Source organism: Myroides pelagicus (assembly GCF_009711055.1).
Taxonomy (GTDB): Bacteria; Bacteroidota; Bacteroidia; order Flavobacteriales; family Flavobacteriaceae; genus Flavobacterium; species Flavobacterium pelagicum.
Genome location: NZ_WMJY01000001.1, coordinates 123,107 through 150,016 on the forward strand (window position 1 = coordinate 123,107; position 26,910 = coordinate 150,016).

A 26,910-nucleotide genomic window follows, 5' to 3' on the forward strand; every position below is an offset into this window, starting at 1 on the left:
AGATTATCCTTTTAAAAACTTATTGACAGCAAACGCTTCAGGATTAGCACACTGTACATCTGCATACAGATTAGAATATAACTTAACCTGCGCAGAACCTGCTCCAGTTATAGGATCAGCAACGAAGTTCACACCTCCCCATTGCCCAATAAATAATTCAGAAAAATCTCCATAAATCAATGGCTGTGTACCTGCTAATGTTTCTACAAGATTAGTTACAATAGTCTTACTACCATTCATCATTCCACCCTCCATTAAGAATCTTCCACTTCCTGCATCTTTCTTAGCTACCATTGCTGCTCCAGCTAAAAGAGAATTCATAATATAAGTAGCATTACCTACATTAGCATTTGAAGAAGCTACTAACTTCCAAAGCTCAACAATAGCTTCATGAGTCAACTCTTCTTCTGCTACAGCCTTAGCTAATTGAACTCCTGGCATATTTAACAATCCTAACGGAGCTTTACCTCCTGCTCCATTTAAAGCAGCCTGATTCAAAGCTCTTCCTGACGCTCCTCTTAACTTATTGTATATAATATTCTCAACACCTTCAGAAGTTTGTAACAGCAATTGATTTGAAATAGAGATACCAGCCCCAGCACGTTTAGGTTTCATCACAGGACCTCCCACTTTCTCAGCTTCTAATACAATCTCTTCTAACTCATCTAACCATTTATATTCATACTCTGAGAACTTAGGCAACCCTACATTTCCAACTAACCCTGTCATCATTGTAGCCCCAGCTTCTTCTAAAAATAACTTAGGAATAAAACCATCAACAATTCTATTCTCTTGTGTAACTAACGTCCCTCCAAACTGTCCTCCATCTTGACCTACTGTTTGCGTAGTAGCTCTAACCATTGTCGACGGAATAGAAAATGAGCGTTCTGTATTATTGAATGTTAAACTCAAAGTACCTGCTTCCCTCAAAGCCTCGTCATTCATCTCTTTTTCTACACCAGTCAAAGCCACCCCTCTACTTGCTGCTCTTGCCGCTGTTAAAAACGAATATCTTTGAGACATCTCCCCCATCTCTCTTTCTTCTGAAGTAGAGCTTCCTCCTGCTGAACCTAATGTTTGAGCAAAACGCAACTGTCTCGCTTCATTAGCTAACTCTCTTTCTATTTCAGCATCTAAGGCCTCAACCTCTTCATCCATTGCATCTATTTGCGTTTGCTCCTCAGGCGTAAAACCTCTATTAGCTGTTTCAGCAGCATCTACAATTTTTTTCTGTGCTTGCAACTTAGCCATTCGCTGTTGCTTTAAAATGTCCGATTTCTTCATCTTACTTACTCATTTTAATTTTTAAATCAATCAGCTTCGCTCTATTTGCTACACTGTTATATTTTACTTCCTCTGTATCTTCCTGAACAGGATTATCATTCAATAGATTTTGTTTAATCTCCTCTAAGCTTTCTGCATTTCTCTTTAACGCATCAGGATTAGAACCTGCTGTACAAATTGACCATTCAATCAATTCTTGTTTAGTGAAATAAATAATATCTGAATCTTCACCTTGATCTTCTATCCCTCTATGCCCTTCTTTAACATCAGCAGAAACACTTGCCATTCTAAGAATACCATTCTTAACTTTATTAAAGACCTTCTCTGCTAAAGGATTGTTTTCAGCATCTTCAAAAGTCAAAGTAGCAACTAATTCATTACCTTCTATTCTCACTACAGAAGTACCAATAACTAAATCAGGATCATCACTGTATAAAGAATGCATATAAAGAACTATAGGGTTATTGTTATTATAAAAATCTAACTCCCATCCTGACAATCTAAACACTGTTTTATGCCTATCTACTGCCTCTGTACTTATAACAAAATCAACCTGTCTATTCTGTACCTGTTCTTCTGTTAATGCTCTGGCAACTGCATATCTAATTACTCTACTCATCTTTCAATTCCTTTTCATTTTTCTTCAACATAAAATCTAACAACTGAGAATTGACAGGAGTAAGCGGTTCATCCAATCCTGGAATTGGGTCTAAATCCTCCAATGCTCTAGCTTCATTTCTCGTTATAATACCTGCATACACAAGCTGTGTTAAATAATTCTTCCTAGCTTCAGAATCTCCCCTCAACAATACCTTCTCATTAAACTTAACATATTTAATCTCTGAATCTTCTCTAGAGAACATCTTACGATTAAGCTCTAATTCAATCCTTATCGTCCACGGAAGCAGAGAATCCTGAACATGCTCAATAGACTGAGCTTGTATATTTGAGTAATTAGCATTCGTCAAATCCTTTAATTTGTGCGGCGCTATATTTAACCATCTTGCGATCTCATTTACTGAATTCTTATTTGTCTCTAAAAATTGTGCTTCAGCAGGAGTAACAGTAATAGGCTTGTATTTTAATCCTTCATCTAGCACAGGCACTTTAAACTTGTTTTTTTCAGCCAATTTCCGTGTAAAACCATCTGAAATCAACTTCTTAGCGGCAGTATCTACACCCTTCTCAGACTCAATAACACCGTACCCTAACCCTCTATCACTGTATATATCCGAAGCATATTCGTATGAATCTAACGCAATGCCTAAATTATGTGCAGCCCATTTTATAACAGAAACACCAGTTATACCATTAAGTGTAAATGCTTTAAAATGCAGAATATCACTTGACAAATGTGATTCACCTTTAATGAAATAAAATAACTTATCTCCTGATCGCTTAACTACCACATCTGAATTATCTTGAATAACCAAGCTCTGCTCAACACCATTACTATTTCTATTAACCCTCACATAGCAATTGCCCTTAAGAATTACTAACACAACAGCTAATTTCCAGAAATCAAAAGCAGTCATCATTTCGTTAGGTTCAGTAGAAATAAGATAATTGAGTGGATGATCAGTCAACTTCTTCCTAGATTCTCCTTCCTTCAAAAATACAGCCTTAGGTAATTTCGCAATGTCATTACTAAGCTGATCAACCCCATTGTAGAATGCTGGAAGCATAAGTGCAGTATTTGCCGTAGCCAATGTCTTTCCATTAGCCTTAAAAAATGACGGAAACAAATCAAAGAAACCCGAAGAACTCGAGCCGCTTTCTAAAGGCCTAAATACACTATCTAATAATCCACTCATTTTATCTATTATTATCTCTATTGATAATCACTTGAGCAAACTTAAAGCGTAAAACCTTGACAAGGTGGGAACATTGTTCCCGAAGTTTATTTTTTTTACTATATATAAAAAAGTTTACTATTTGTTAATAACATCCTTTTTTTGTTAATAAGTTAGAATGTTAATAATTTAGAAATGAACCTAAAAAAAATAATCTTTGTATATATAAATAAAAAAAATGAAGAACAAAAAAAAGATGCTCCTAACTATAGGAAGCATCCTCTTATTATTATTAACTTCTAATCTAGTCAACTTAGAAAACGGAGATAGATTAGAATTAAAATTTCCAATTATTGTTAATGTTAAAGCCTCTTTCAAGAAAAGAAAAACTATAAAACAATAATCCTAATTAAATAAGAGCTGCGCCAACAGCTCTTATTTTTTTTGTAAATATAGAAAAGTATTTAAATATTTCAAGTAAAAAAAATTAAAAAATATTATACTTTACCCAAAGTATCTTAATCAAGATAAATAACTCGAATAAAATAAAAACATAAACTATTAACTCCCTTATAACCATTCTATTAATAAACTCAAAATCTAACAATAGAGTAGTTAACATCATCACGCTCAATCCAACAACAACCAAAAAAACAAACTCAAAAAACCGCTTCATAATCCGCTTAATTTTCTATTTACAGTACGCTTAAAACTCCAATAATTCTTATACCTCTTACATCCAAAATACTTCTCATACAACTCGTTAACGTAGTTGAATGCATCTATCCTGGATGGGTACTTAGTGATATTCTTGAAATAATAATCGTAGAAGCCGTCAGTGCTAGCTATTTGCTTCATTACCTCATTTTCTTTTCGCAGCCGTTCAATTTCAACCTGTGCTGCTAAGTGTTGTTGTGTGATTGTCATAATACTTATTTTAATCGATTTCTTTATTTAATCCTGGAGAAAATACTTCTTGTTGATATGCCTGTATTTTCCACCCTTTTCTCTTGTCATTACTAAGCAACTTAATATAAGAAGCCATAGTCATTTCTTTTCGCATCACAACTTCTACAATAACGTGATCAGGAAGTGATGTTTCTATTTTTTTTGCCATATTAAATATATACTTCCGCATCAGGCTTACTGTATTTCCCACCTGTATCTTCTTCCACAGACATACTACCACCTAACGCCATTATTATTGCTATAATTCCATCTATACGCTTGCCTCCCTTATTTGATTGCCCCTTGTGGACCTTTATGTTATCATTCGCATCCCTGTAGATTACACACCCACTAAGCATCCATTGCAGAATAGGATTACCATCGTGTAGTATCTTCCCCTCGTATACAAGCTTTTCAAATTGCTTAGTAGGAAATGATATCACTCCTATTGCCTGACTGAAATAAGACACATCCATTCCTTCCTCAGTAAGCTCTTGAGCCATTTGTTCACAGTTCCACTTATCCGCCTCTATGCGTTCAATGTTCAAATCCTTATAATTTGACCTAATAGTATCCTTCACATATTCATAATCAACTACATTACCAGGAGTTGCTATCAACCAACCTGCATCTACCCAATACCTATACGGCACCCTATCCTCCTTACTTCGATGTTCTATCGTATCTGCAGGGCAAAAAAAGTAAGGCTTAATGTATCTATGCCCAAACTCATCAGGCTCACTCAGCGCGACAAAGGCTGTGATATCCGTTGTTGTAGATAAATCTAATGCAGCATAAGAACCAAATTTTTCAAAAGCACTAATAGGAATTTCCTCTACTTCATTTTTCATCCATATTTCATTCGGTATCCAAATAGTAGGAGCATCTACCCACATATTTAAATGCTTTGTTTTAAAGTTTGGAATCTTAGAAGGTTGATTTTTAGCCTTGATATATTCTTTTCGAATGTTATCTAAGTCAAGCCCATACCCGACCAACGGATTAGCCTTAAACCAGTTATTCTCATCCTCCCAATCATCTCCATCGTCTAAGTCGTGTATCATTACCCAAAGGTGATCATCTTCATTCCTGCCTTCTAACACCTCGATTACTGCTTCTTCATAATTCTTACACACGCTCTGTAAGTTGGTCCCAGCGGTAGTGATGTGATAAGTAATTGGCTGCCTTCTACTAACAGAGCTACTCTCTAAATTCTCCTTAACTGTATCATCCTTATGCGCATGATATTCGTCAATGATACTTACATGAGAATTAATACCATCTTGAGTCTTACTATCCCCTCCTAGAGGCATCATTTTGCTTTGAGTTCGACTAAATTTAATCTCTCTTTGGAAACACTTGAAACCCATCGTTTTTAAACCAGGATTAGAAACAGGTGATTCTATGAATTGAGCTGCTTGACTCCAGCATAATTTAGCCTGATCCTCCTTAGTCGCACCAACATACACCTGTGCACCCATTTCTAAGTCAAAGCTCATGCAGTATAGGGCCAGTCCAGCCATTTCTGCTGTTTTACCATTCTTCTTAGCACGCTTATCATACACCGTATTAAATCTTCGCTTACCATCAGCGTCCATCCAACCAAAAATATTATAGATCGTGAATGCTTGAAAAGGCGCTAAAAAAAACCTCTGACCAGCCATCTTACCTGTAGTGTGATTCAAGAAATTTGGAAAAAAATTAATTGCTCTCATTCCTTTCTCGTGATCTATATAAAATCCCTTTGAATCAGCTTCATCTAAGAACCGATAGAACCTCTCAACAGCTAATCTAATTCGCTTTCCTGTTTTTATAGTTCCATCCGTTACAGCTCCTGCATACTCAAATGCAGGTGATAAAATCATATCTTCAGTTATCTTCATTTTTGTATATTTGTTATTTTAACAATAAAAAATTAATCATGAACATTCAAGTAGAATTAATAGAAGGATGTGTTGTAACTCTAAGAAGTGGTAGTCCGAAGTTAACAATAAAGTCTATCAACCATAATGACAAAACTGCTATAACAATTAGATTTGATAAGAATCAAGATAAATTCATCGAAGAATCTTTTAACCTAGATTCCCTTGTTTGTGGCTTCAAACCTGGAGATACTGTAAAATTAAAAACTGGGAAAGGCCCTTTATTTACAATTACCGCTACCTATGTATTATACTGCATGGCAGCTTACTGGTCTGATGAAGATAATAAATTAATTTATAAAAGACTTCACATGGATGCTTTAGAACTAGTATCTTAATTACCAAACTTCTGATTTAGGAACCCAGCAAATAAATCGCCCTGCCCTGGATCAGAAGTTTTTACTTCTGTTAACTTACTTCTATCTTTAAAAGAGAACCCAAAATGCTTAGATAAATCATCTAAATCTTTAATCATCTTTTCTCGTACAGTCACATACCCACTTACATTAGTTGCCCCCCCTTTAAAAGTCTGAATTAATCCTCCTTGAAAACCACGACTATTAATCTCCGCTTCCGCCTGTATGTAATAATCGATAGTAGTAGCTAATCTGTGTAGATGTACCAAATCAGGCTTAGTCAATCGACCGCTACTAACCAGCTGTTCACCAAAATATTTATACCAGTACTTTTGATCCTTAGATAAATTAAATTTAGCTAATGGAGCAGGAAGCTTATCTAACACATCATATAAATTCTTGTTTTTCTTCCCTGAACTAGCATCATCCCAACTCAGAAGTTCCCCTGCCATATTAACAACTTTGTTATTCTCTTTCATTTCTTCTTATTTTTTCTATCAATCTCAACCTTAAACATTTAGACCCCCCTACCTAAAAATCACTTCGAGTAAAAATCTGACTAACATGCGATGTACAGGCACTACACTTTCTAGTGATTATACCCCTTACCCCTAGTTATCCAACTCTATTTATCTCTCGCTGACTTAGCGTTATGATGTGATGCACACAAGCCTTGTATATTTTGCTCATCTAACTCTGCTCCACCCTTATTGATTGGTACGATGTGGTCAGCCACAGTAGCAGGTATTACACGCCCTTCTTCTTCGCAGATAACACACAAAGGATTCTTATCTAAGAAAGCGCGCCTAAACTTCCTCCAAGTTCTACTATTATAAAACTTACTATTACCACGTGCATTCCTCTCAAAAGGTTTGCGCTCTTGCACCCACGAACGCTTAACACTATCTATCCTCTTTGCCATCTCTCTCTATCAACTATCTTAGTTTCCTCTTCCTTAATCCTACCTACAATATAGCTAGCTACCATTGCTCCACCATAACCAGGCTTCATATCTGCATAAAATTCCAAAGCCCATACTATAACATCTTCAACCATTACAGGATGGCCTTGCTCATTTAACTCATCGATTATAATATCTTTTGCAACTGTTTCATAAACAGACTGCTTAAAGTCTTTTACTTTATTTTTACTCATGATTAAAGACCACTTACAAATCCAAGTGGGAAGTTTTAATTATATTTGCAAAACAAAGGGACAGGGTAATGCCTCCCATTGTGCTTAGCATTCTTAATTTATTAGGAATGCTTTTTTATTTAAAAAGGACTACCATCACCAAACACATCAGTTGCATTAGGTAAATCACCTACAATCTGACTAGAGTTATTATAAACATTACCATCAGGCAGCTTACTTACACTCTCATTAGGGTCAGTCGGGTCAACAAACTTAGTCTTATCACCTATCCACTTAAGATTAGTTGTACCTGTAGAACCACCCCTGTACTTAGCGAATATGACCTCTGTATTAGCACCTTCTGACACCATCTCTTCATACTCATGATTCCCTTCTATTTCTATACTATAATAATCTGGACGGTAAATAAATTGAACAATATCAGCATCCTGTTCTATTGAACCTGACTCCCTCAAATCAGACAACAATGGACGCTTATTAGGTCTAGACTCTACAGCTCTAGACAACTGAGCCAACACTATAACAGGTATCTTTAATTCCTTTGCTAATAACTTAAATCTTCTACTAACAGAACTAACCTCATTCTCTCTATTCCCCTTCTTAGTCTTATCACCAACCAACTGCAAATAATCAACCACCAACAACTTAATGCCATATTTACGCTTCCATTGCCTTGCCTGTACCACAATATCACTAATATCCCCACCTCCTTCATCTACAATGTGAATAGGATAATCACTAATCCTAGGATTGTGCTCAACCATATAACTCTCCCAATATTGAGGCTTATCAAATCCAGTTTTTAGAAGTTGCTTTAAGTGATAATTAGTATCATTAGCCACTATCTTACCAGTTAACTGCACCCTATCCATTTCTAAAGAATAGAACCCAACAGCATTACCAACCTTTGCATTCTCAAGAACTGTTTTAAGAACTAATGACGTTTTCCCCATACCAGGCCTAGCCGCTAAGATTATTAAATCTCCTGGTTGATACCCACTAGTAAACCTATCTATCCTCTTAAACCCAGTAGGAATACCTGTTATACTATTATCACCTGTACTCTTAGAAATAAACTCAATTCGCTTAGTAAGCTCCTTCATTGTTTCATAGATAGACACACTAGCCCTCCCCTTTGTAATTACATCAGCTACAGAATCAAATTCATTTTGCCACCTAGCTATTAAATCAAATACATCAACTGTCTCATCCATCGCCGCAACAGTCACAGACGTATTAAACATTACTATCATTCTTCTAATCCTGTACTGTAACAAAATCATAGAATGATACTCTACATGAGCAGACGAAACAATCTTTTGCGAAATACTTACAATCTCCTCCGGACCAACACTACTATCATTTGATCTCAATTGCTTAGCTACAGTAAGCAAATCAATCGGCTCTGAGTTAGAATAAAGCTTTTGTATAGCTTCAAATATTTCAATATGTTTAGGATCATAAAACGCGGAACTATCTTTTATAACCTGCATTGCTTCCTCTACCCCATTCTTATCAACCAACATTGCACCTATCACCGCTTCCTCTATATCAAATGAATGAGGCAAATTTTTTTTAACAACTTCACTCATAACTAAAATCTTATTTTTTGGTATTGTTGAACAACTGGCTGCGTTACTTGCTGTTGATTCCCTACATATCTCTTCTTTTCATTCTCACAATAGTTAATCGCAAATCTCGTTAACCGATTATTTATTTTTCTCACTGTATACTCTAAACCTTCCTCATCAAACTTCAAATCAAACAACTCGCAGAATTTTGTAAAATCAGAGATTTGTTTTTTAAACCTCATTTCAAAGTTTTCATAAAGACTAAAACTATTTTCTTTCAAAAACTCAAGAGCCTTTCTATTACTTGTATTATTAATTGTAATATTCTCCTTATTTGATTTGACATTTTCGTCAATAGGTCTTGATGTTTTTGTCAATAGGTCTTGACTTTTTTCGCAATAGGTCTTGACTTTTTTGTCAATAGATATTTTACGCTTATTACCTTCTTTTTTAAACAATTCTACCTCTATATAACCACCCTTTTTTAAAGCCGATATCCACCTCGAAATAGTTTCCGTAGACACATCATATAATTCAGAGAAATAATCATTCCCTGCCCAGCAAAATCCCTCACGATTAGACAAAGCTGTAAGCTCACCATAAAGCAACTTAGCATTAGGCGGTAATTGCTTATCATACCTAACATTAGCAGGTATATTAGCATAATAATTTGGTTCCATGTAACTACTTTTTTTACACTATTATTTTATTAATCATTAAACACCTATTGACGAAATAATCAATAGGCCTTTTTAAGCCAATTATCTAAAATTGGCTTAAATCGACCATTTCTTTTTAAAGTGCAGACATGAAGCCAATGGAACATGCGGACACTGTCAGAACATTACTTCTGATAAATTCTCAATTGCGGATGCATCTCCTTAACCTTATCCAATTCGTTATCGATTAATATTTTTGACTCTTCAGCAACTATCTGCTTCAGATCAGGCGATAACAACATACAGTCTAGAGATTCATCTAACACCACCTCTATCGGGACCACAACCTTACCACAACCTTTAAATACAGGTAACTCAATATTAAACACCTCAGGAATATTACTTTCCACTACCTGATCTATAAGAGCACGTTTATTCCCCCTATCATCTCTACTAGCTTCAATAGCCTTATTCACATTAGCTTTAATATTTTTCAAAGCAGACACCAACTCCATTGCTACTGATTTACTTTCAAATAGATGTCTATTCATTTTAATAAAATCAGCAAGCTCAAAAGAACTATATCTCTTACCTGTATTAATATTAAAAGCTTCCAAGTCAGGATTCAACTCTATAATTGAACTAATTAAGTAAGTATTCTTTACTGAAAGACCATAACTCAAATCCATAGTTAATCTATCATAAGAATAAACCAACACAGAGTCAAGAATAACCCCCTCTTCTACATCCTTTTTACTCAAAAACTCAACCACCGCCCCGATTGTGACATTAGATACTTTAACCTCTCCTGGTTGATGTATTTCAGCTGCAGCACCTTGCCTTACAACTACCTCGTTACCTTCAGCAACAACACTAATTTTTAAATCACTCATGATCTTGTTTCTATTATTGATTCAACATAATATTCTACTTCTTCTAATAAATCAGACACTCTTTCTTCTGCATATATTACCCTCTTAACAAAACCCCCAAGATGCGCTGATACAACAACTCCATTAACAACACTCAAAAGAATTGATTCATTATTATTATTTAATAATTGAAACGTAAACCCTTTTTCTTTCAGAGTATCTAGATAACTCTGAAGAGCATTCATACTATCCTCCATAACTAACCTATTTTATGCATTACACTACTTGTAATACTAAATTGACGCTCACTAGATAGTAATGGACGAGAATAGATCAATTCACCTAATGAGTTATAATACCCCATCATTTCCTCATCCATATCAGCTAACAAATACACTTCCTCTGTAATTTCCTCACTAGACGTACGTATACCTTGTATTATCTTACTCATTTCACTTTTTAAAGGCTTAGCAGTATTTTTAAACGCCTCTCTATGCATTTTAAGAGTCTCATCTGCTATATTAAGCTCAATAGCCTTTTGCGCATACTTATTCTGAAGCTCAATCACTTCAGATTTATCCAATGCACGCATATAAGTTTTTTGCTCACTACTCACTGCATTATCTCTCAGATACTGCACACGCTCTTTTTCGGGAACGTTTTGAAAAATCTTTGATTCCATATTAATTATCTTTTTGATTTGTCAGAGAGGAAGGATTCGAACCTTCAAGTATATACATGGAAAAGAAAAAATTGTCATTTTCACCCCAGGTGACTTACTCCCTGATATTAAATGTACTTTTTAGTACATTTTCCTATAATTGTATTATTTAGTACATTTACAACAAAACAACTCCTGATAGAACAATCGCCAAAATAGCACCCACCAATAACGGCTTAAAAATACTTTTCAAAACTTCTTACTACAGTGCTTACACCCTTCTATACCTGCAAATACATCGAATGGATGACAAGGTCTAGTCTTAGCTGTACATTTATCTGGATTAACTGTTGTTCTCTTTACCTTGCAATTCTGCCCTAGCATAGCTACTGCAGGTATTTCTTGCAATATTTCTTTGATATGCTTCATCACTCAATTGTTTTAAAATTTTAGCTTCAAACACTTTCCAATCTTTCTCAAATGTTCTCATACTTTTAAAGTTTCCATTGATCTCTCTATTTCAGATTTATAATAATAAATCTTACCACCAATCCCATGACTCTTCACACGCCCCTCAGAGGTCCATCTACTTAATGTAGACAATCCTATACTAAGATATTTTGCCGCATCATGCCTAGTCATTAGCACATCTTCACTCTTTGAGCCTTGTAGTTTCTCAACTACTACATCAGCGATCATAGATATTAATGCTTCAGCAGTGATACCTTCTAATATTATTTTACCTTCCATAATTAAGAATTTTTCAATATTTCTAATACTTCCTCTAATTGTTGGTTCAGCCTAAATTCACGACCTGCCCAAAAATTAACCAATCTGTTACCTCCATCATGACTATTCAATTCAGGGTAATATTCCATTACCACAGTTAAGAATGACTTTCTAGTAACAAATCCTAATACTCTAAAATCACTAAGTATTTTTAGAGATTTTGCTCTAACTGCTATTTCTTCATCAGCAGCGTGTATCTCAATAACTTTTTTCATACTTTTGACCAATTTGTGACATGTCAAGGTTTTGCGTTTAGAATTATAAATCATCAACGTGACCTGACATGACAAATATAGAGAATTTCTCTAAACAAAAACAAAACTAATTAGAGAAATATTCTAAATTAAATACTTAACAAATATAACTAATTGACAATGAGTGTAAAAGACAGACTTAAAGAGTTCGCAAATAGCCTTAATTTAACAATAAGCTCCTTTGAAAAGGAGATTAAAGCATCAAATGGATATATAAATAACATTTCAAAAAGCATAAGTTTAGATAAAATCTCTACACTTAAGAATAAATATCCAAACCTAGATATAGAATGGCTATTAACAGGAGAAGGTGAAATGATCAAATCAGAAAAGAAACATGAAGCAATCCCAATCACTGCAGGAATAGTTAAATACGTTCCTTTAGTTTCACAATATGCGAAAGCTGGTTATCTTAGTGGTTTTGCAGACGAGAGTTATATGGAAACTTTACCAACAGTACCTGTTATACTTACGCAGGACCAAGAGCCAAAGGGCGAATATGTATGTTTCGAAGTATCAGGAGATAGTATGATATCAGAAGATAATCCTGAAGAGAGCTTATTTGATGGGGACATATTAGTATGTAGAAACGTAAATAAGGACTACTGGGCAAGTAAGCTACATTATACAAAGTGGGATTTTGTTATTGTGGACCAGGAAGAAGGTGTAATTGTTAAGAGAATCATTGATCACAACCCTGATAATGGAGAGATTATTATTCATTCTCTTAATCCAATGTTTGAAAATAAATTACTAAATTTAAGCCATATAGATAAATTATTTAATGTGGTTAAAGTCATTAGAGACCGTAAACGATAATAAATTATGAAAACATTTATAGCAAGTATAATACCTAAAATACAAGAGTATTCTAGAAAACTAGACGACATAACATTACTTACCAATCAACATTGGGTACTGATAGACGATATTGAACTGTCAAAAACCATTTTTATTTTTAAAACATCTAATGAACTTTTAGTTGCTACAAATGGTATTGTTGAAAAAGGGAAATGGGAATATTTAGGAAATCAATCTCTATTAATAGATTTACAAGACAAATCTTTTTTATTCAAACAAGGTTTTTTTGACGAGAATGTTTTAGCATTAAAAGTAGATGGCAAAGACGAGTACTCAATGTTAATAAATGAAAATAAATTTGATCAAGAATTAAATTCAATTTCATCTGTTTTAACTTTTTTAGAACAAAATTATTCAAAAAAAAATAATGCAATATTTCTAAAAAATGATTACACAGAGGATCTAGAAATTACAGATATTATAGTAATAGGAAGTAAAAGAACTTTCAAAATGGGAAGACATACAGAATACCAAGTTTTACGATCAGACAACATGGTTTTTCAAATATATCGAAAACACTCAAACAATAAATATTTTATTTATGGGCCGAAAGAAATTCTATTATTCCCAAACAAAGAAACTTGCTTACTGTATATATTGAATAATATGTAACTTTAACTCCATACCCCCCCTAGAACTCCATTTACAGAATATTTTCTACAAGACAATAAACCTATCTCATGTAAATAAGTTGTTTAATGTAGTTAAGATAATTCGAGAAAGAAAAAGATAAAACCAACCTATACTATACTTTATGAAAAACCTACTAACACTGATTCCTTTAGCTTTTTTAATCTTTTCTTGTCAAGAAAAAGAAATAAAAAAAGAGAATTACAGAAAGATAGACACTCTCTTAAACATTGTTTTTAAAGATAGTTTTCCAAATTTCATAGACAATGAACTAAACCGAAATAATGCTTTAAAACTACTAGAAAGAAAAAAAGATAGTGTCATTGAAAACAATGTATTAGATGATATGCCTTTAGAAGTATTCAGAGTATTTAAAAACCCTGCAGGAGATGGAGCTATTGTACACTTAGTAAAAAAACCAACTACAGAACATTACGACTTCTATCAACAAAGAGACACTATCCTATCCGATTTTATAACATTTGATTTACTTGTTGGAATGCCTGAAAATAAAGCATCTGAACTCACAAAAGGACAAATGTTCTTAGTAAAAAATAAAAAACACCCAATTGATATAAATGCTATAGTAGATGTTTTTACTAACCAAACATACTATGAAAACGAACTATACATCGAACATAGCATGAAAAAACTAAACATAAATTATGGTATTCTGTTTACAGAAGCCGACTCATTAATACCACACAAACAATAAACACTTAGATTAACACCTACTAAACTATAAGAAATACAATAATGAAAAAAATAGATACAAAACTAAATACTAGAAGTAAAAATACAACACAAGATGCAATAGTTATAGAATTCACTAAACACATTAAGCATTATGATGTAACAGATATAATAGAATTCATATCTAAATATATTTCAAAGATAGAGAACTACCACATAATTACAGCTACAGAATGTGCAGCATCAACATACTGTAGAGTAAAAAACTATCCTCTATATAGTTATGGAATAGAAGCTGTAATTGAAGAAGCAAAAAATGATACAGAGTACAGTATAACCAGATTGTATTTTTTTGAAGATGATCCAGATAGATTAATATGCAGAGACATAGTTGCTGAATTTAAACATTGTAATTAGAAAACCGCAACACTCTACCCCTTATGGTTACTAGTCTCAGAACTAAGTAACCATTTTTTTCATAATAAAAAGTAATATATATATTACATTTGTAGTACACAAAAAAGGAATAAAGATGAAAACATTTAACTATAGAGGTACAGAGATAAACGAAGTTAATATTAACAATTTTGAAAATGAGTTTGAAGACTTAGGTATAAATGTAGATGAAGCTTGGAGAATTATGGGCGATGGAGCAAGTGATATGATTTATATTTCAACTGGCTTTTTAAACGCATTAAAAACTGGTAGTAATCAAGACGGTGAATGGCATCATTACTTCTTAAAAAAGGAGAGTTATATCGCTAGAAAATTCAAGTTTAATAATAAAGTTAGCACTTACGGATTATAAAATTGATAATTATGAAAATAGACCTAACAACACCAGAGTTCCTACTATGCGAAACTCCTTTCAAAAACGAATCATACAACGATCACAGAACGTGGATATACGCAACACAAGCATTGTCGCTAATAGAATTCATTTGCGTAGATGACTTCGAAGATTTTGAGATAAATAAAGACTTTGTTTATTACAATTACACGAATAGCGAAGGACAAATTGAGAGCTGGCTAGGAGTGTACACGCAGAATAACTGCGAAGCCACCGAGCAAGATGCTAAAAAAGTTATGAACCAAGCTTGGAAATGGTATACACAATACCTAACACAAATTGATAGTTATGAAGAGTAATTATACACATGAGGATTTCAAAGAAATGAAGAAAGACCTCAAGCTAACAAATAGAGATATAGCAGATATCACCGGACTCACCGAAGCCTCTGTAAAAAATCAGACAAAACCATCAGCTAACGAACTTCCTCCATGGATAAAAACAATGCTCTATATATATAATAAATTAAAATAGAAAAGCACCTAAATAGGTGCTTTTTTTAATCAAAGTACTCACTAAGCTCCATTGCTATATCATTTGACCCTTTTCCAATGTAGGTTAAAAACATTTTTTCAGTACCATGACCTGTCATGTTCATCAGGAAAACAGTAGGTATTTTTCCATAATTATTAGTAGCAAATGATCTTCTTCCGATATGCGAGCTCACAATCTCCCATTTCTTAAATATTCCCTTCCTATTCCTCCACACCCCTTTTGACACCTCTACCTTCTTAGTTCCTTCTACCCTATCATTTAATTTAGCTACTTCACACACGCACTTAATATATTCATTATATTTCTGATCAGATATCGCACGAGGAAACTCACCTTCCCTCTTATCCAGGATGTCAAGAACCTTAGACGAAAGAGGAACACTCATCTGTTTACTTGTTTTTTGCTGCATAAACTCAAGAATCGCCTTTAACTCGCCTTTCTTGTTTGTATGATACTTTATCATACCCTTTTCAAAGCGCATGAAATCAGACACTCGCTGACCAGTATAACAAGATATAAGTAACCAATCGCGAGCATTATCCAACGTTTCAGTCAAATCTTTCAACTTCTCCAACTTTAAAATATCATTTTCATTCAGATAGATACTCTTCACCTTCTCACGTTTAGTCTTAACTAAATCAAAAGTATTGCTCACCATCACCCCATTTGCCTTTGCGTGATTACAAATAGTTTTTACAAATACCACAGTGCGCGAAATAGTATTAGTAGAATAACCATTATCGTAACAATATTCTTCAAACTTGGTGCAAAATTTAACATCTACATCTCTAACCAAGAGCTTCTTTCTTTTATCCTTTTGATAACGCGAAACAAGCTGCTTAACTACATTTACTTTTCGCAATGTAGCTTCAGATGCTGTTCTTTTTTTATCTTCTTTATATATATCAAACCAATCTAATAATACCTCAGATGCTTTCTCTACTTTTTCATTATCACCATCAACTATAATATCTCCAGGATGATAATACTGATCAATTACCTGATTTAACCAATCTTTATCATAAAAAGAAACATCTTTGTCTGAAGCCTGCTCTAGTACATAATTTTCAATATCATTCAACTCATTATGAACTTCATTCTGCATATTGCGGTATGTGATATCTCTTATACGTGTAGCATTATGATATTTTTCCCAATACTCGCGAGTAACTACTAACTTAGTATTAGTTTCTATAAAAGCATTTTTATTTTCCTTCCTAAAAAAGAAACGAAGCTTTATATTTGCCTTATCCTTAGTTGTTCTAAACATGAAGCTTATAGTTGCCATAATTTGCTAATTTGAATTGATTCGACAAAGATATAAATTTGTATAGTTCTACAAAACTAATCGAAAACAAACGAGAACAAATAAGACAATACGTAAGTAGTTAAAAACACACAATAAGCTATATATGAGTAATATAAATATAATTATGTAATCTAAAAAGATTTCATTTAAAACTATCAGTGTGCTGTCGGCGACTCCACAGATAAAAAAGCCTAACTATTGATTGTGATATAGTTAGGCTTTTTTTCGTTATAGTTATTTATGGAAAAGTTAATCAACAAATAGAACTAAAAACAAGAGGATGTCACACGATTTCCTCTTATAAAGCAAAAACATAGTATGGGCGAAGCTTAGGTTTGTTTTAGTGGTATAAAAGTATTAATAGCACGATATTCTGCCTATTTTAGGGGATGGACAAAGGGGTGGACAAATCACAACCCACTTACAACAAATCACTTATACTTAACAAAAAAGCATTACCTAAAACAGTAATACCTTTCATCATTTACAATTTTGACGACTACTTTTACGATTTACAAAAAATCGTATCATAAGAGTCTTCATATTTTTTCTTTAAACGCTGTTTTGCCTTCTTGACTGCATCTATTGTTATCCCTAGTAAGTTAGCCGTCTCCTGATTAGTCAAGCCTAACCTTTGTAGTAATATAATACGTAAATTAGATTCTGTCAAGTCTGGAAAATGTGTGGTTAAATAAAGGTAATATTCTGTTTGTTCTTCCTTGAATAATCCCTTAAACATATTCCAGTTTTCATCTGTCATCAAATGCGCATTGAGCAATTGTTCTAGATTAGGTCTCTGCTCTTTCAGGAACTTAGTTGACGATGATTTTACGTGTTGTAGTTCTTTTTCTAATTGTACTATTTGCTGTGTTTTCTCAGTGAGATAGACTTGATAGGAAGCCAATGAAGCGTGCGTTTGTTTCAGCTTATTTTCAGAGCTCAACTTATCCAATTGAAAAGCCAACAGTTTTGCTTGGTATTTGAAAGCCTGGAGTTTTATTATTCGTTTATAGGAAAAATAAATAACTACAACTAATATTAAAAGTAATATAGTACTACTCATAAAAAATAGCCGCTGATAGCGAGTGCGTTCCGAGATATTCTTTTCTGCCTCTAATTCCCAAGAGATACTTTGATAGGTCGTTTCCCAATTGATTTTTTGAATAACCTCTTTACTTTCTTTTTCTTTTATAAAGTAATCTATCCGTTCGATCTCTCTTCGATAATACAACTCTTGTTGATCATTCTGGTGATATTCGCGTTGCAATTCCAATAAACAAAGAGCTATCTCTCGCTCATAGCCTATCAGATACGCTTTAGTCTTTGCATAAGCATACGCTTGCTCCCATAGCTTTTCTGCTGCTTGGTATCTTTGAGTATCAAAGTAAAATCTACCTAATTGTATCTGAGCATACATAAGGTTTCGCTCTTGATTTAACTGCTTTGACAAACTAATATCTTGTAGAAAGTGTTGCTCAGCACTAGCTAAATCTCCTTTTAGACTATAAACCTTAGCCAAAGAACCTTGACTTTTTGCATATCGCAGCGTATCACCTACCCCTAAGGCTAGTTTGCTCGCATTTTCAAAGCAATCCTTTGCCTTATTCACTTGATCTGTCTGTAAGTAGGAATAGCCTAATGCCCACATTACAGCTGCTCTTTTGTCTCCAGGTTCTTCACACAAAGACAAGAGTATAGTATAATATTCCTTTGATTTGCCATAATTCTGCATCGTCTCAAAAAAGTACGCTGTCTTTAAGATCACATCACATTGTTGAATATCTACTTGCTCAGATTGGTCATCTATTATCTTAGAAAGCTTGATAAAGTATGGAGCCGCGTCCAAATAATGACTATAGGTATAATAGTAAAACCCAACCTCGCTATACACCCATGCTCGCAACCCTATATTTGGACGTTTATCGACAAGATCTACACTCTTTAAAAAAAGTGAAGTACTTGCTGGATTGATACTGTCATATTGCTTTTGATATTCTAATGCCTCAAATACATTTTTAATGGCTTGTGATTCGTCACTATTCTTGAGAGGTGTTGCATCCTTTATATTTTTGTCCCTATACACTTGTATCAAGGAATCGAAATGAGCATTACCCCCTTGCTTATTATTCGTACAAGAAAATAAGGTCACTAGACTCAATAAAAGAATTATTCGAAACATAGGATGTCACATTTTGAACAAAAATAAGGTATTTATGATAACCATACAGTCTATTCAAGGACATTTTATCCAATACTCACCAGAACTTAAAATAAATACATTTTGAACTAAATAGCTTTTGATTGACTAATATAATACTTTGGTTATAATTACATAAAACTATACCGAGAATTAGACACTTACCTCTGCTTCACAATAAAACAATTAAAAATCCATTGGAAATATTCCCTATCCCTATTCAAAGAAAAAAGACAAAACGCTATAGCATCTCAAAACAAGTAAACTTTCTCTTTTCAGAACCTCACTTCACATTCAAAAAATCCGTATATTTACCTTATATTAATCTCTCTTCGTAGAGAAATACTTATGAAAAGGGTCTTGCCCCAAAGTAAGAACAAACTACCTTTATAAGTAAAAAATACCATTCTTTAAGGTGTTCAATTTTCTCATTTTGCCTTATTCAATTCACTCGTTTCACTGACAAAAACATAGCTAACGCCAGTGTTTAAAATGGCTTTATTCGATACTTATTCGAGTCTTCTTCGGTAGTCCCCCTTATTTTAGGCACTTCTTCCGAAAATGTACCGAACAACACTTATAAAAACCTCGTAAATACCTTGAATTTAGTGGACTGATCAATGGTTCGGTGGTTGTTGAACTCATTTTTTCAACAAATTTAATAGTACGTTTTGAGAGCAGTAAAAAACACCTATACAAATAAACCATAAGTAAGTCATTTCTCATAGAATTACTTCTCACTTAGAAGATGTCTTTTACTTAGACCCAACATCTGTATTTCACAAAAAAACTCCCAATAAACAAAAAGTCTATAGGGAGGTACCTAAGTTTTATTCCTTATTTTCAATGCTGTTTTTATTTCCAGAAACTCAACACTATCCGCAAACTAGCTGCAAATACTAATAGTCCTACCAACACATAAGATAGACGTTTGGGCAAGCGACCAGCAAGTCTAGCAGCCAAAGGCGCCGCAAGGGTCCCTCCTATTGCTAATCCTAAAAAGATATACCAGTACCCAAAACCTAAAGAAGAAAAAAATACCACAGAAGCTGCAAATGTCACAAAAAACTCTGCTAATGATACAGTCCCTATCACATAGTGCGTGGGTCTTCCCTTTGTCAATAACGTTGATGTTACTATCGGTCCCCAACCTCCTCCTCCAAAGGCATCAAAAAAACCTCCTGAAAACCCTAATATTCCCACGTATTTTACTTTTTTTCTTACCACACTGGATCGCAGGGCTAGGCTGATTAGTCGAACAGCAATAATCATTAAGTACAATGCTACAAATGGATAGGCTATATACTCATACTCACTACCGATATAGATAACAAATAAAGATCCTAATGTTGCTCCAACAACACCAGGCACACACAGCCAAAGCAACAACTTCTTATTGACATTGCCAAACTTATAATGAGTATAGCCTGATACAGCACTTGAAAACATCTCTGCCGAGTGAATACTTCCTGAAATAGCGGGTAAGCTTATCCCCATAGCCATCATCGCTGAAGCCGATGTCATCCCATAACCAAGACCCAAGGCTCCATCAACTAATTGGGCAAAGAAGCCTATAGCCAAAACATAGTAAAACTCCGAGGGCATACTTGACAATACTGTCTTGACCTCCGCTATTGAAACAAAATTAGATATAGCATAGCCCAATACAAAAACTAATACTAAACTAGTAATATAAAACAGGCGAATATACGGTTCGCGCTTGTTTTGACCTGAAGCAACTAAGGCTGTCGTTGCCCTATTTAGGTGGTGCAACCTATGCTTTAGACTTCCCTTTAAACTTGATCGATAAATATTCAAGTTTTCAATACTTTCACTGATATTCTCTGGCATTTCATCTTCTAAGTATTCACGTAATCGACGAGCTAATACGGGCGATTTACCATTAGTTGAGATAGCTATCTTAAGTTGTCCTTTATTAACAATAGATCCTAAGTAAAAATCACACAAATCAGGTTGATCGGCTGCATTGACAAATAGTTTTCTTTCATTGGCTAGTCGCTTGATCTGTTTGTTTAGATAAGCGTCATTAGTAGCGATGACCACTAAATCCTTGCCTATCAGGTCTTCTTCTCTAAAATCACGTGTGACCAAAACTAAATGAGGTGAAGTCTCTGCTAACGAAAAAAAGTCTGCTTTAAAACAAGTAGAAACAACTGTGATACGTGTTGATTGATTCTGCTTTAATAGAGTGCGTGCTTTCTCTAGTCCGACATTTCCTCCTCCTACAATTAGAAAGTTAAAATTGTTAGTTTTTAAAAATATTGGAAATAGCGTATTTTCCATAACTAAATAAATATCAGTTTTTTAGATTTTGTTTTTTTGCTTACTGTTGCTTAAAAAAAGAAACAAAGGTTCCCTTGACCAGTCTTTCGGACTCATCAATACAAATACATTAAATGGGAATTGTCATGTCTGAGTTAACAATAGAGAAAGTAAATCCCGTTGGTTAGGACAACTTCATACTCAGCAGAAAAGTCAGTCATAATCTATTGTTTCTTTGGTATATAGGTTGGGGTAATAGCTTTATTTTAAGTAAAGAACTTGCGATGGCTAAAATCACCAAAAGTTTCACTATCCAAGGCTTCCTTTTTGTAGCGGTCAAATAATATATCTAATTGCTCTAAAATCTCTTGTTCGCTCAACTTAGCTTTATACACTTTATTTAATCGCGTTCCATAGCGATCTCCACCGAGCATAAGGTTATATTGTTCTGGTCCAGTCCCAACAAATCCTATTTCAGCTAAATAAGAGCGTCCACAACCATTGGGACACCCCGTCATGCGTATGCTTATCTGGTCATTTGTCAAATCATGCTTGACTAATAGGGGCTCTACTTTCGAAACTAATACAGGTAAATATCGCTGTGCTTCAGCTAGTGCTAACGGACAAGTAGGCATGGCTACACAAGCCATTGAGCTTTCTCTTAACCCACTAACTGTGGTCTCAATAGTAAACTGTTTAATCAACTTCTCAACCATCCACTTGTCTTCAGTAGCAATCTCTCCTAAGATAAGATTCTGGTTGCAGGTAAATCGAAAATCAGATAGTCTGAGCTTGGCTAAATGAGAAAGGAACTCTTTTTGATTGGGTTGAACCACCCCATTTTCTACAAATAATGTGTAATACCAACTATCATCTTCTGCTTGTTGCCAACCTTTTCGATCATTGCGTTCAGTGAACGTATAAGCTCTAGGAGCTTGCAAGCGGACACCTGCCCTTTTTTCTAATTCAGCGACAAAGTTATCCACGCCCATTTGATCTATTGTATATTTTAATCTAGCCTGCTTTCTATCAGAGCGATTCCCATAATCACGCTGTATCGTAAGTACCTCATAGATTAACTTCATAGTATCTTGTTCATTATCAGAAAACCCAATGACTGTAGCTAATCTCGAATAAGTCTTTTCGTTGCCATGTGTAGTAGACAGACCTCCTCCAATAGCTATATTGAACCCTATCAATTGCTCATTCTCAATGATAGCAATCAGCCCTATATCATTAGCAAAGACATCGACGTCATTGGTCGGTGGTATAGCAATGGCAATCTTGAACTTTCGAGGAAGATAGTTATCTTCATAAAGAGGGTCAGATTCTAACGAACGATCATAGACCTTCTGATCATCTATCCATATCTCATAGTAAGACTGTGTCTTGGGCAATAACATAGTGGATATGCGATCTGCATAATTGTGAATCTGCTCAAAGATTGGAGATACTTGTGGGTGAGAACTACAGATAACATTGCGATTGACATCACCGCAAGCGGCAATAGCATCTAGCTTTGCAGTAATAAACCCTTTGATTGTATCGCTTAATTGATGCTTTAATAGACCGTGCAATTGGATGGTCTGTCTGGTGGTAATTTTCAACACTCCTGTGCCGTATTGCTCAGATATTTCATGTATAGCTTGCCACTGCTTAGCAGTAATAACCCCTCCAGGTATGCGCAAACGAATCATAAATGAGTATAATTTATCTAATTTCTTTTCTGCTCGTTCTTGTCTTCTATCTCTATCGTCTTGGACATACATCCCGTGAAACTTAATCAGTGCCTCGTCATCCGGACGAACATTTCCTGTATAATTATCTTGTAAGCTCTGAGATAGAGTACCTCTCAGTCCATCGCTCTTTTGTTTTATTGATTCTATAGGTGATAATTTATCTTGACTCATACCTTGATTATATTTTAATAAACATCTTTCTTATATTGTCCATTTAAGAACATTGTATCCAAGTAAGCTACTGCTTGTTCTTCAGAAGACTGTGTGTTCTCTCTAATAATTTCTACTAGAGCATTCTCTACATCTTGACTCATCGGTGATTTTTGACCACATACATAGAGTATAGCGCCAGACTCGATCCATTGCCACAACTGTTTGGATTGCTGTCTTAGACGATCTTGAACATAGATTTTGTACTTTTGATCTCTAGAGAAAGCAGTATCTAACTTGGTCAATACTCCACTCTCTAGCCACTGTTGGATTTCAGTCTGATAGTAAAAATCACAGACAAAGTGCTGTTCACCAAAGAACAACCAATTTCTTCCACTATCCCCTCGAAGGTCTCGATGTTGTAAGAAACTTCTAAACGGAGCTATACCTGTACCCGGACCAACCATAACTATATCAGTATCAGCATTAGGCAAATAAAACTCACTATTTGGATGGATGTAAAACTCAATGTCTTGACCAACAGAAAGACTACTTAGAAAGGACGAACACACACCACTTTTGTTTACGCCATTACTTTCAAACTCTGCTAATGCCACAGTGATTGTTACCTGATGACTATTGGTCAACGCAGAAGAAGATATAGAATAAAGTCTTGGAGACATTGGCACTAATACAGTTAATAACTGATCAAAAGTCACTTGCTTATTAGCTGGGTATAAATTCAACAGGTCGATTAAGTCAATGCGCTTGTCAGTCACCTCGATCGTTAGTATATCTTCCAATTTCTTTAGTGTATTTCCACTTAATCCTGTTATAGTTAACTTCTCTAGCTCAAAGGCTCTATCAGTAGCTTTAAAGAGGGTAGCTATTTCAGCACAAACCTCATGCTTATTTTTAGGATATATACCTACTGCATCACCTGGTGAGTAATCAAGTTCCTCATCTGACTCTAACTCTATGTGATAGGTCTTTTTGTTTGATTCACGATCATTTAAGATAATACTATGTCCTATAATCCCCTTATAACTCCTTTTTGTCCTAGTACTAATTTCTTTAGGTTGAGTATTCAACTCTTGTCGATTCTCTACAGCATTGTGAATAGGAGTCACTGATTTATTAAGAACGTGATTTATTACTTCTTTAAACCATTGATGTGCTGCAGTTTTATAATCAACATCTAATTTTTGTGAAGCAATACTAAGGACACCACCATGTTTGTTTAGCAATATTTGCAAATCTTCTGCTGCCTTACAAAAAAGAGGATAAGAACTGTCTCCTAATCCTAACACACTATATGACAAGGTTGATAAATCTAAAGCCTCATGCTCTAATTCACCAAAAAAGCGCTGAGCTGAAACAGGAGCTTCGCCCTCTCCTTGTGTGCTACAAATAAAAAGTACAAATTCTTCTTTAGCGAGTTGCTTTACCTTATAAGTCGCCAAGTCAAAACACCTTGCTTGAATATTGTTTTGTTTAAAAAGCTTTAATAACTCAAAGGCTAGTTTTTTAGAGTTCCCCGTTTCACTTCCATATAATACAACGGGGTTTAACTGAATCGTTGGGGCAATAGACTCTAATTGTGCAGTAGTCGCAATCTGGTTATTAGCTAACAACCCAGACAGATACCCATTAAACCAAAGTAACTCTTCTCTAGAGTACCCCTGAATCTGCTTCTGTAAAGCACTTATTTTTTGATCAAATTGCATCTCTTAACACATTTAAATGATTATCAAAATAGGAGAGCGTATCCAGAGAAGACACTTCATCTCTCCAAGCAAAATCATGGTGTAATTCTACTACACGGCCAATAACAAACAAGGTCGGAACATACTGAAAAGCTAAGAGCTCTTGCTCTTCAATAGTCTCAAACCTATAAATGGTCGTCTGCTGATACGCTGTACTAGCCTGCTGTATGACAGCTATTCCCTTATCAGTACTGATCTGATGCGCTAATAAACTTTTGACTAAGTGCTTTAATTTTAACCCGCTCATGTAAAATACTAGCGTATCTTCGGTCTTTGCCCAATCATTCCACAGCTCTTCACTAATACTATCGGTGTCAAAAAGCGTTAAGAAACGGACTCCTCTGCTATACCCTCTAGCAGTCAAAGGAATACCACTACCAGCAGCAGCAGCTAGTCCTGCAGATATACCTGGCACAATCTCATAAGTAATACCATGTTGTTTCAGCACAGTAAGCTCGTCCAAAATATTGGAGAATATTGATACATCTCCTCCTTTTAGTCGCAATACTTTTTTACCCAACTTTGCATAGTGAACGAGTAACTGATTAATATCCTCTTGCTTGGTAAATATCCCTTTAGAGCACTGTTTGCCCACATAAATAACTTCTGCAGCAGCACTAGTATAGTTGCTTATAAGTTCAGGAGATACCAGGCGATCAACTAGGATAACCTCTGCCGACTGCAAATAACGGAGTGCTTTTACACTGATTAATTCAGGATCTCCAGGTCCTGCACCTGCTAAAATAACTTTTGATTTCTTCATGGAGTAAAAATTAGAATGAATACAAGGTTAATTGAACAGTCTGATTTTTAACACCTACATATTTATATAAGTGCGTATTGTATGGGACAATGGTATTTGTTGCCGGATTTGTATTGTTTAGTTTCATTGTTTTATAATTAATGGTTTTTTGTTCTTTTTAAGTTTCTTGATTTGATTGACAGATACTACATTATTCGCTTTAATAGATTCACTTACAATACACCCTTGTTCGACAATACAGTGCTTACCGATATGAATATGATCACCTCCTATAATAGAATTAGCCTTAATAGACACATGGTCATCGACAAGAATAGACTCCGTTTCTAAATGATGGCTTAATCCTAAAACAACTCCATTAGCAAGGCGAACATGATTTGCAATCTGTACGGTTTGACTGATGACCACACCAAAGCCACTATCTATTGTAAAACTCTCTCCTATTTTGGCTAAAGGAGCTATCTCAATACCTGTTTGTCTCTTTGCATAAGAACAAGCGACGTAACTCATCTCTGGAGTATCAATACTTTGAAGTAGAACGGCTACACGATAAATAAAAGTGGCAAAGAATCCTGAAGACTGAGCGATAACAGCTACTTTGGTTTGAAATGGAAAGTCTCCCGTTAGATATGCTCTAATATCTAATTCTAATGCGATATACAGCTCTTCTATCTGACTAAAAAAGCGAAGAACTTTTCCTCTAATCTGCTCTTTACTGCTTAGTGTGATAAGAATATGCTCTAACTCTTGGTATAGCTGTTTCTCTTGATCAAAAAAAGAAGAGATAGGACGACAGTCCGAATTGACAAACATCCATTTATACAGATCGCTAAGCCAACACTCTATTTTATCTACCTCAGGTACGCGATTGATAATAGTCTGATTGTAAATGTGATCACGCATAAGTTTA

General features: G+C 34.7%; 32 protein-coding genes. 8 read left to right on the forward strand and 24 right to left on the reverse strand.

Going from position 1 to position 26,910, the window contains the following annotated elements; genetic code table 11:
- Positions 1-3 precede the first annotated feature (3 nt).
- The 6 genes from GJV77_RS00515 to GJV77_RS00540 all read right to left on the reverse strand — a co-directional run bounded on the left by GJV77_RS00515 (position 4) and on the right by GJV77_RS00540 (position 5,908).
- Complete coding sequence (locus GJV77_RS00515) at positions 4-1,284, reverse strand: phage major capsid protein (RefSeq protein WP_155034399.1); 1,281 nt, start codon at positions 1,282-1,284, stop codon at positions 4-6.
- Position 1,285: 1 nt separating this feature from the next.
- The gene (locus GJV77_RS00520) at positions 1,286-1,903 is read right to left on the reverse strand and encodes an HK97 family phage prohead protease (protein WP_155034400.1); all 618 of its coding nucleotides are present in this window, start codon (positions 1,901-1,903) and stop codon (positions 1,286-1,288) included.
- Positions 1,896-3,098 carry a phage portal protein gene (locus tag GJV77_RS00525; protein ID WP_155034401.1) on the reverse strand — a complete coding sequence of 401 codons (1,203 nt, stop codon included), beginning with the start codon at positions 3,096-3,098 and terminating at the stop codon, positions 1,896-1,898. The genes GJV77_RS00520 and GJV77_RS00525 overlap by 8 nt, the downstream gene beginning before the upstream one ends.
- 651 nt (positions 3,099-3,749) lie before the next feature.
- Positions 3,750-4,004 carry a hypothetical protein gene (locus GJV77_RS00530; protein ID WP_155034402.1) on the reverse strand — a complete coding sequence of 85 codons (255 nt, stop codon included), beginning with the start codon at positions 4,002-4,004 and terminating at the stop codon, positions 3,750-3,752.
- Positions 4,005-4,014: 10 nt separating this feature from the next.
- A complete protein-coding gene (locus tag GJV77_RS00535) occupies positions 4,015-4,194 on the reverse strand; it encodes a hypothetical protein (RefSeq protein WP_155034403.1) in 180 nt (59 codons plus the stop codon).
- Position 4,195: 1 nt separating this feature from the next.
- On the reverse strand, positions 4,196-5,908 hold the full coding sequence (locus GJV77_RS00540) for a terminase large subunit (protein ID WP_155034404.1): 1,713 nt from the start codon (positions 5,906-5,908) through the stop codon (positions 4,196-4,198).
- 38 nt (positions 5,909-5,946) lie between these two features.
- Between GJV77_RS00540 and GJV77_RS00545 the strand changes: the two genes are divergently transcribed.
- Positions 5,947-6,285, forward strand: a complete 339-nt coding sequence (locus GJV77_RS00545) for a hypothetical protein (protein WP_155034405.1) — start codon at positions 5,947-5,949, stop codon at positions 6,283-6,285.
- Here GJV77_RS00545 and GJV77_RS00550 read toward each other — a convergent pair.
- The 11 genes from GJV77_RS00550 to GJV77_RS00600 form a co-directional block, all read right to left on the reverse strand.
- Positions 6,282-6,782: a P27 family phage terminase small subunit gene (locus GJV77_RS00550; protein WP_155034406.1), complete on the reverse strand. Its 501-nt coding sequence runs from the start codon at positions 6,780-6,782 to the stop codon at positions 6,282-6,284. The genes GJV77_RS00545 and GJV77_RS00550 overlap by 4 nt on opposite strands.
- A gap of 146 nt (positions 6,783-6,928) precedes the next feature.
- Positions 6,929-7,225 carry an HNH endonuclease gene (locus GJV77_RS00555; RefSeq protein ID WP_155034407.1) on the reverse strand — a complete coding sequence of 99 codons (297 nt, stop codon included), beginning with the start codon at positions 7,223-7,225 and terminating at the stop codon, positions 6,929-6,931.
- On the reverse strand, positions 7,210-7,458 hold the full coding sequence (locus GJV77_RS00560) for a hypothetical protein (RefSeq protein WP_155034408.1): 249 nt from the start codon (positions 7,456-7,458) through the stop codon (positions 7,210-7,212). Before GJV77_RS00560 ends, GJV77_RS00555 begins: the two co-directional genes overlap by 16 nt.
- Before the next feature lie 119 nt (positions 7,459-7,577).
- Complete coding sequence (locus tag GJV77_RS00565; RefSeq protein ID WP_155034409.1) at positions 7,578-9,050, reverse strand: replicative DNA helicase; 1,473 nt, start codon at positions 9,048-9,050, stop codon at positions 7,578-7,580.
- Positions 9,051-9,052: 2 nt separating this feature from the next.
- The gene (locus GJV77_RS00570; RefSeq protein ID WP_155034410.1) at positions 9,053-9,709 is read right to left on the reverse strand and encodes a helix-turn-helix domain-containing protein; all 657 of its coding nucleotides are present in this window, start codon (positions 9,707-9,709) and stop codon (positions 9,053-9,055) included.
- A gap of 164 nt (positions 9,710-9,873) precedes the next feature.
- Positions 9,874-10,581, reverse strand: coding sequence for a hypothetical protein (locus tag GJV77_RS00575; protein WP_155034411.1), 708 nt, complete (start codon positions 10,579-10,581; stop codon positions 9,874-9,876).
- Positions 10,578-10,817 (reverse strand): hypothetical protein, encoded by a 240-nt coding sequence (locus GJV77_RS00580; RefSeq protein WP_155034412.1) that lies wholly within the window; start codon positions 10,815-10,817, stop codon positions 10,578-10,580. Before GJV77_RS00580 ends, GJV77_RS00575 begins: the two co-directional genes overlap by 4 nt.
- Positions 10,818-10,819: 2 nt before the next feature.
- Positions 10,820-11,242, reverse strand: coding sequence for a hypothetical protein (locus tag GJV77_RS00585; protein ID WP_155034413.1), 423 nt, complete (start codon positions 11,240-11,242; stop codon positions 10,820-10,822).
- A gap of 228 nt (positions 11,243-11,470) precedes the next feature.
- The gene (locus GJV77_RS00590) at positions 11,471-11,650 is read right to left on the reverse strand and encodes a hypothetical protein (protein WP_155034414.1); all 180 of its coding nucleotides are present in this window, start codon (positions 11,648-11,650) and stop codon (positions 11,471-11,473) included.
- 57 nt (positions 11,651-11,707) lie between these two features.
- Positions 11,708-11,971, reverse strand: a complete 264-nt coding sequence (locus GJV77_RS00595; RefSeq protein WP_155034415.1) for a helix-turn-helix domain-containing protein — start codon at positions 11,969-11,971, stop codon at positions 11,708-11,710.
- Between the two features lie 2 nt (positions 11,972-11,973).
- A complete protein-coding gene (locus GJV77_RS00600) occupies positions 11,974-12,225 on the reverse strand; it encodes a hypothetical protein (RefSeq protein ID WP_155034416.1) in 252 nt (83 codons plus the stop codon).
- A 159-nt stretch (positions 12,226-12,384) separates the two neighbouring features.
- Between GJV77_RS00600 and GJV77_RS00605 the strand changes: the two genes are divergently transcribed.
- The 7 genes from GJV77_RS00605 (at position 12,385) to GJV77_RS00635 (ending at position 15,772) form a co-directional block, all read left to right on the forward strand.
- Complete coding sequence (locus tag GJV77_RS00605; RefSeq protein WP_155034417.1) at positions 12,385-13,083, forward strand: S24 family peptidase; 699 nt, start codon at positions 12,385-12,387, stop codon at positions 13,081-13,083.
- Positions 13,084-13,089: 6 nt separating this feature from the next.
- Entirely contained in the window at positions 13,090-13,737 is a 648-nt protein-coding gene (locus tag GJV77_RS00610; protein WP_155034418.1) for a hypothetical protein, read from the forward strand.
- A gap of 142 nt (positions 13,738-13,879) precedes the next feature.
- A complete protein-coding gene (locus GJV77_RS00615) occupies positions 13,880-14,470 on the forward strand; it encodes a hypothetical protein (RefSeq protein WP_155034419.1) in 591 nt (196 codons plus the stop codon).
- Positions 14,471-14,511: 41 nt separating this feature from the next.
- Positions 14,512-14,865, forward strand: a complete 354-nt coding sequence (locus GJV77_RS00620; RefSeq protein WP_155034420.1) for a hypothetical protein — start codon at positions 14,512-14,514, stop codon at positions 14,863-14,865.
- A 115-nt stretch (positions 14,866-14,980) separates the two neighbouring features.
- Positions 14,981-15,256: a hypothetical protein gene (locus tag GJV77_RS00625; protein WP_155034421.1), complete on the forward strand. Its 276-nt coding sequence runs from the start codon at positions 14,981-14,983 to the stop codon at positions 15,254-15,256.
- An 11-nt stretch (positions 15,257-15,267) separates the two neighbouring features.
- Positions 15,268-15,597 (forward strand): hypothetical protein, encoded by a 330-nt coding sequence (locus GJV77_RS00630; protein WP_155034422.1) that lies wholly within the window; start codon positions 15,268-15,270, stop codon positions 15,595-15,597.
- Positions 15,587-15,772, forward strand: a complete 186-nt coding sequence (locus tag GJV77_RS00635; RefSeq protein WP_155034423.1) for a hypothetical protein — start codon at positions 15,587-15,589, stop codon at positions 15,770-15,772. The genes GJV77_RS00630 and GJV77_RS00635 overlap by 11 nt, the downstream gene beginning before the upstream one ends.
- Before the next feature lie 25 nt (positions 15,773-15,797).
- Here the strand turns inward: GJV77_RS00635 and GJV77_RS00640 are convergent, their stop codons facing one another.
- From GJV77_RS00640 to GJV77_RS00670, 7 genes are all read right to left on the reverse strand, one after another.
- Entirely contained in the window at positions 15,798-17,081 is a 1,284-nt protein-coding gene (locus GJV77_RS00640) for a site-specific integrase (protein ID WP_155034424.1), read from the reverse strand.
- Between the two features lie 526 nt (positions 17,082-17,607).
- On the reverse strand, positions 17,608-19,281 hold the full coding sequence (locus tag GJV77_RS00645; protein WP_155034425.1) for a tetratricopeptide repeat protein: 1,674 nt from the start codon (positions 19,279-19,281) through the stop codon (positions 17,608-17,610).
- Positions 19,282-20,154: 873 nt separating this feature from the next.
- Entirely contained in the window at positions 20,155-21,603 is a 1,449-nt protein-coding gene (locus tag GJV77_RS00650; RefSeq protein WP_155034426.1) for a TSUP family transporter, read from the reverse strand.
- A gap of 245 nt (positions 21,604-21,848) precedes the next feature.
- The gene (locus GJV77_RS00655) at positions 21,849-23,492 is read right to left on the reverse strand and encodes an NADPH-dependent assimilatory sulfite reductase hemoprotein subunit (protein WP_155034427.1); all 1,644 of its coding nucleotides are present in this window, start codon (positions 23,490-23,492) and stop codon (positions 21,849-21,851) included.
- Between the two features lie 14 nt (positions 23,493-23,506).
- Positions 23,507-25,198, reverse strand: a complete 1,692-nt coding sequence (locus GJV77_RS00660; RefSeq protein WP_155034428.1) for a diflavin oxidoreductase — start codon at positions 25,196-25,198, stop codon at positions 23,507-23,509.
- Positions 25,188-26,000 (reverse strand): uroporphyrinogen-III C-methyltransferase, encoded by an 813-nt coding sequence (gene cobA / locus GJV77_RS00665; protein ID WP_155034429.1) that lies wholly within the window; start codon positions 25,998-26,000, stop codon positions 25,188-25,190. The genes GJV77_RS00660 and cobA overlap by 11 nt, the downstream gene beginning before the upstream one ends.
- Positions 26,001-26,123: 123 nt before the next feature.
- Complete coding sequence (locus tag GJV77_RS00670; protein WP_155034430.1) at positions 26,124-26,903, reverse strand: serine O-acetyltransferase; 780 nt, start codon at positions 26,901-26,903, stop codon at positions 26,124-26,126.
- Between the last annotated feature and the right edge of the window lie 7 nt (positions 26,904-26,910).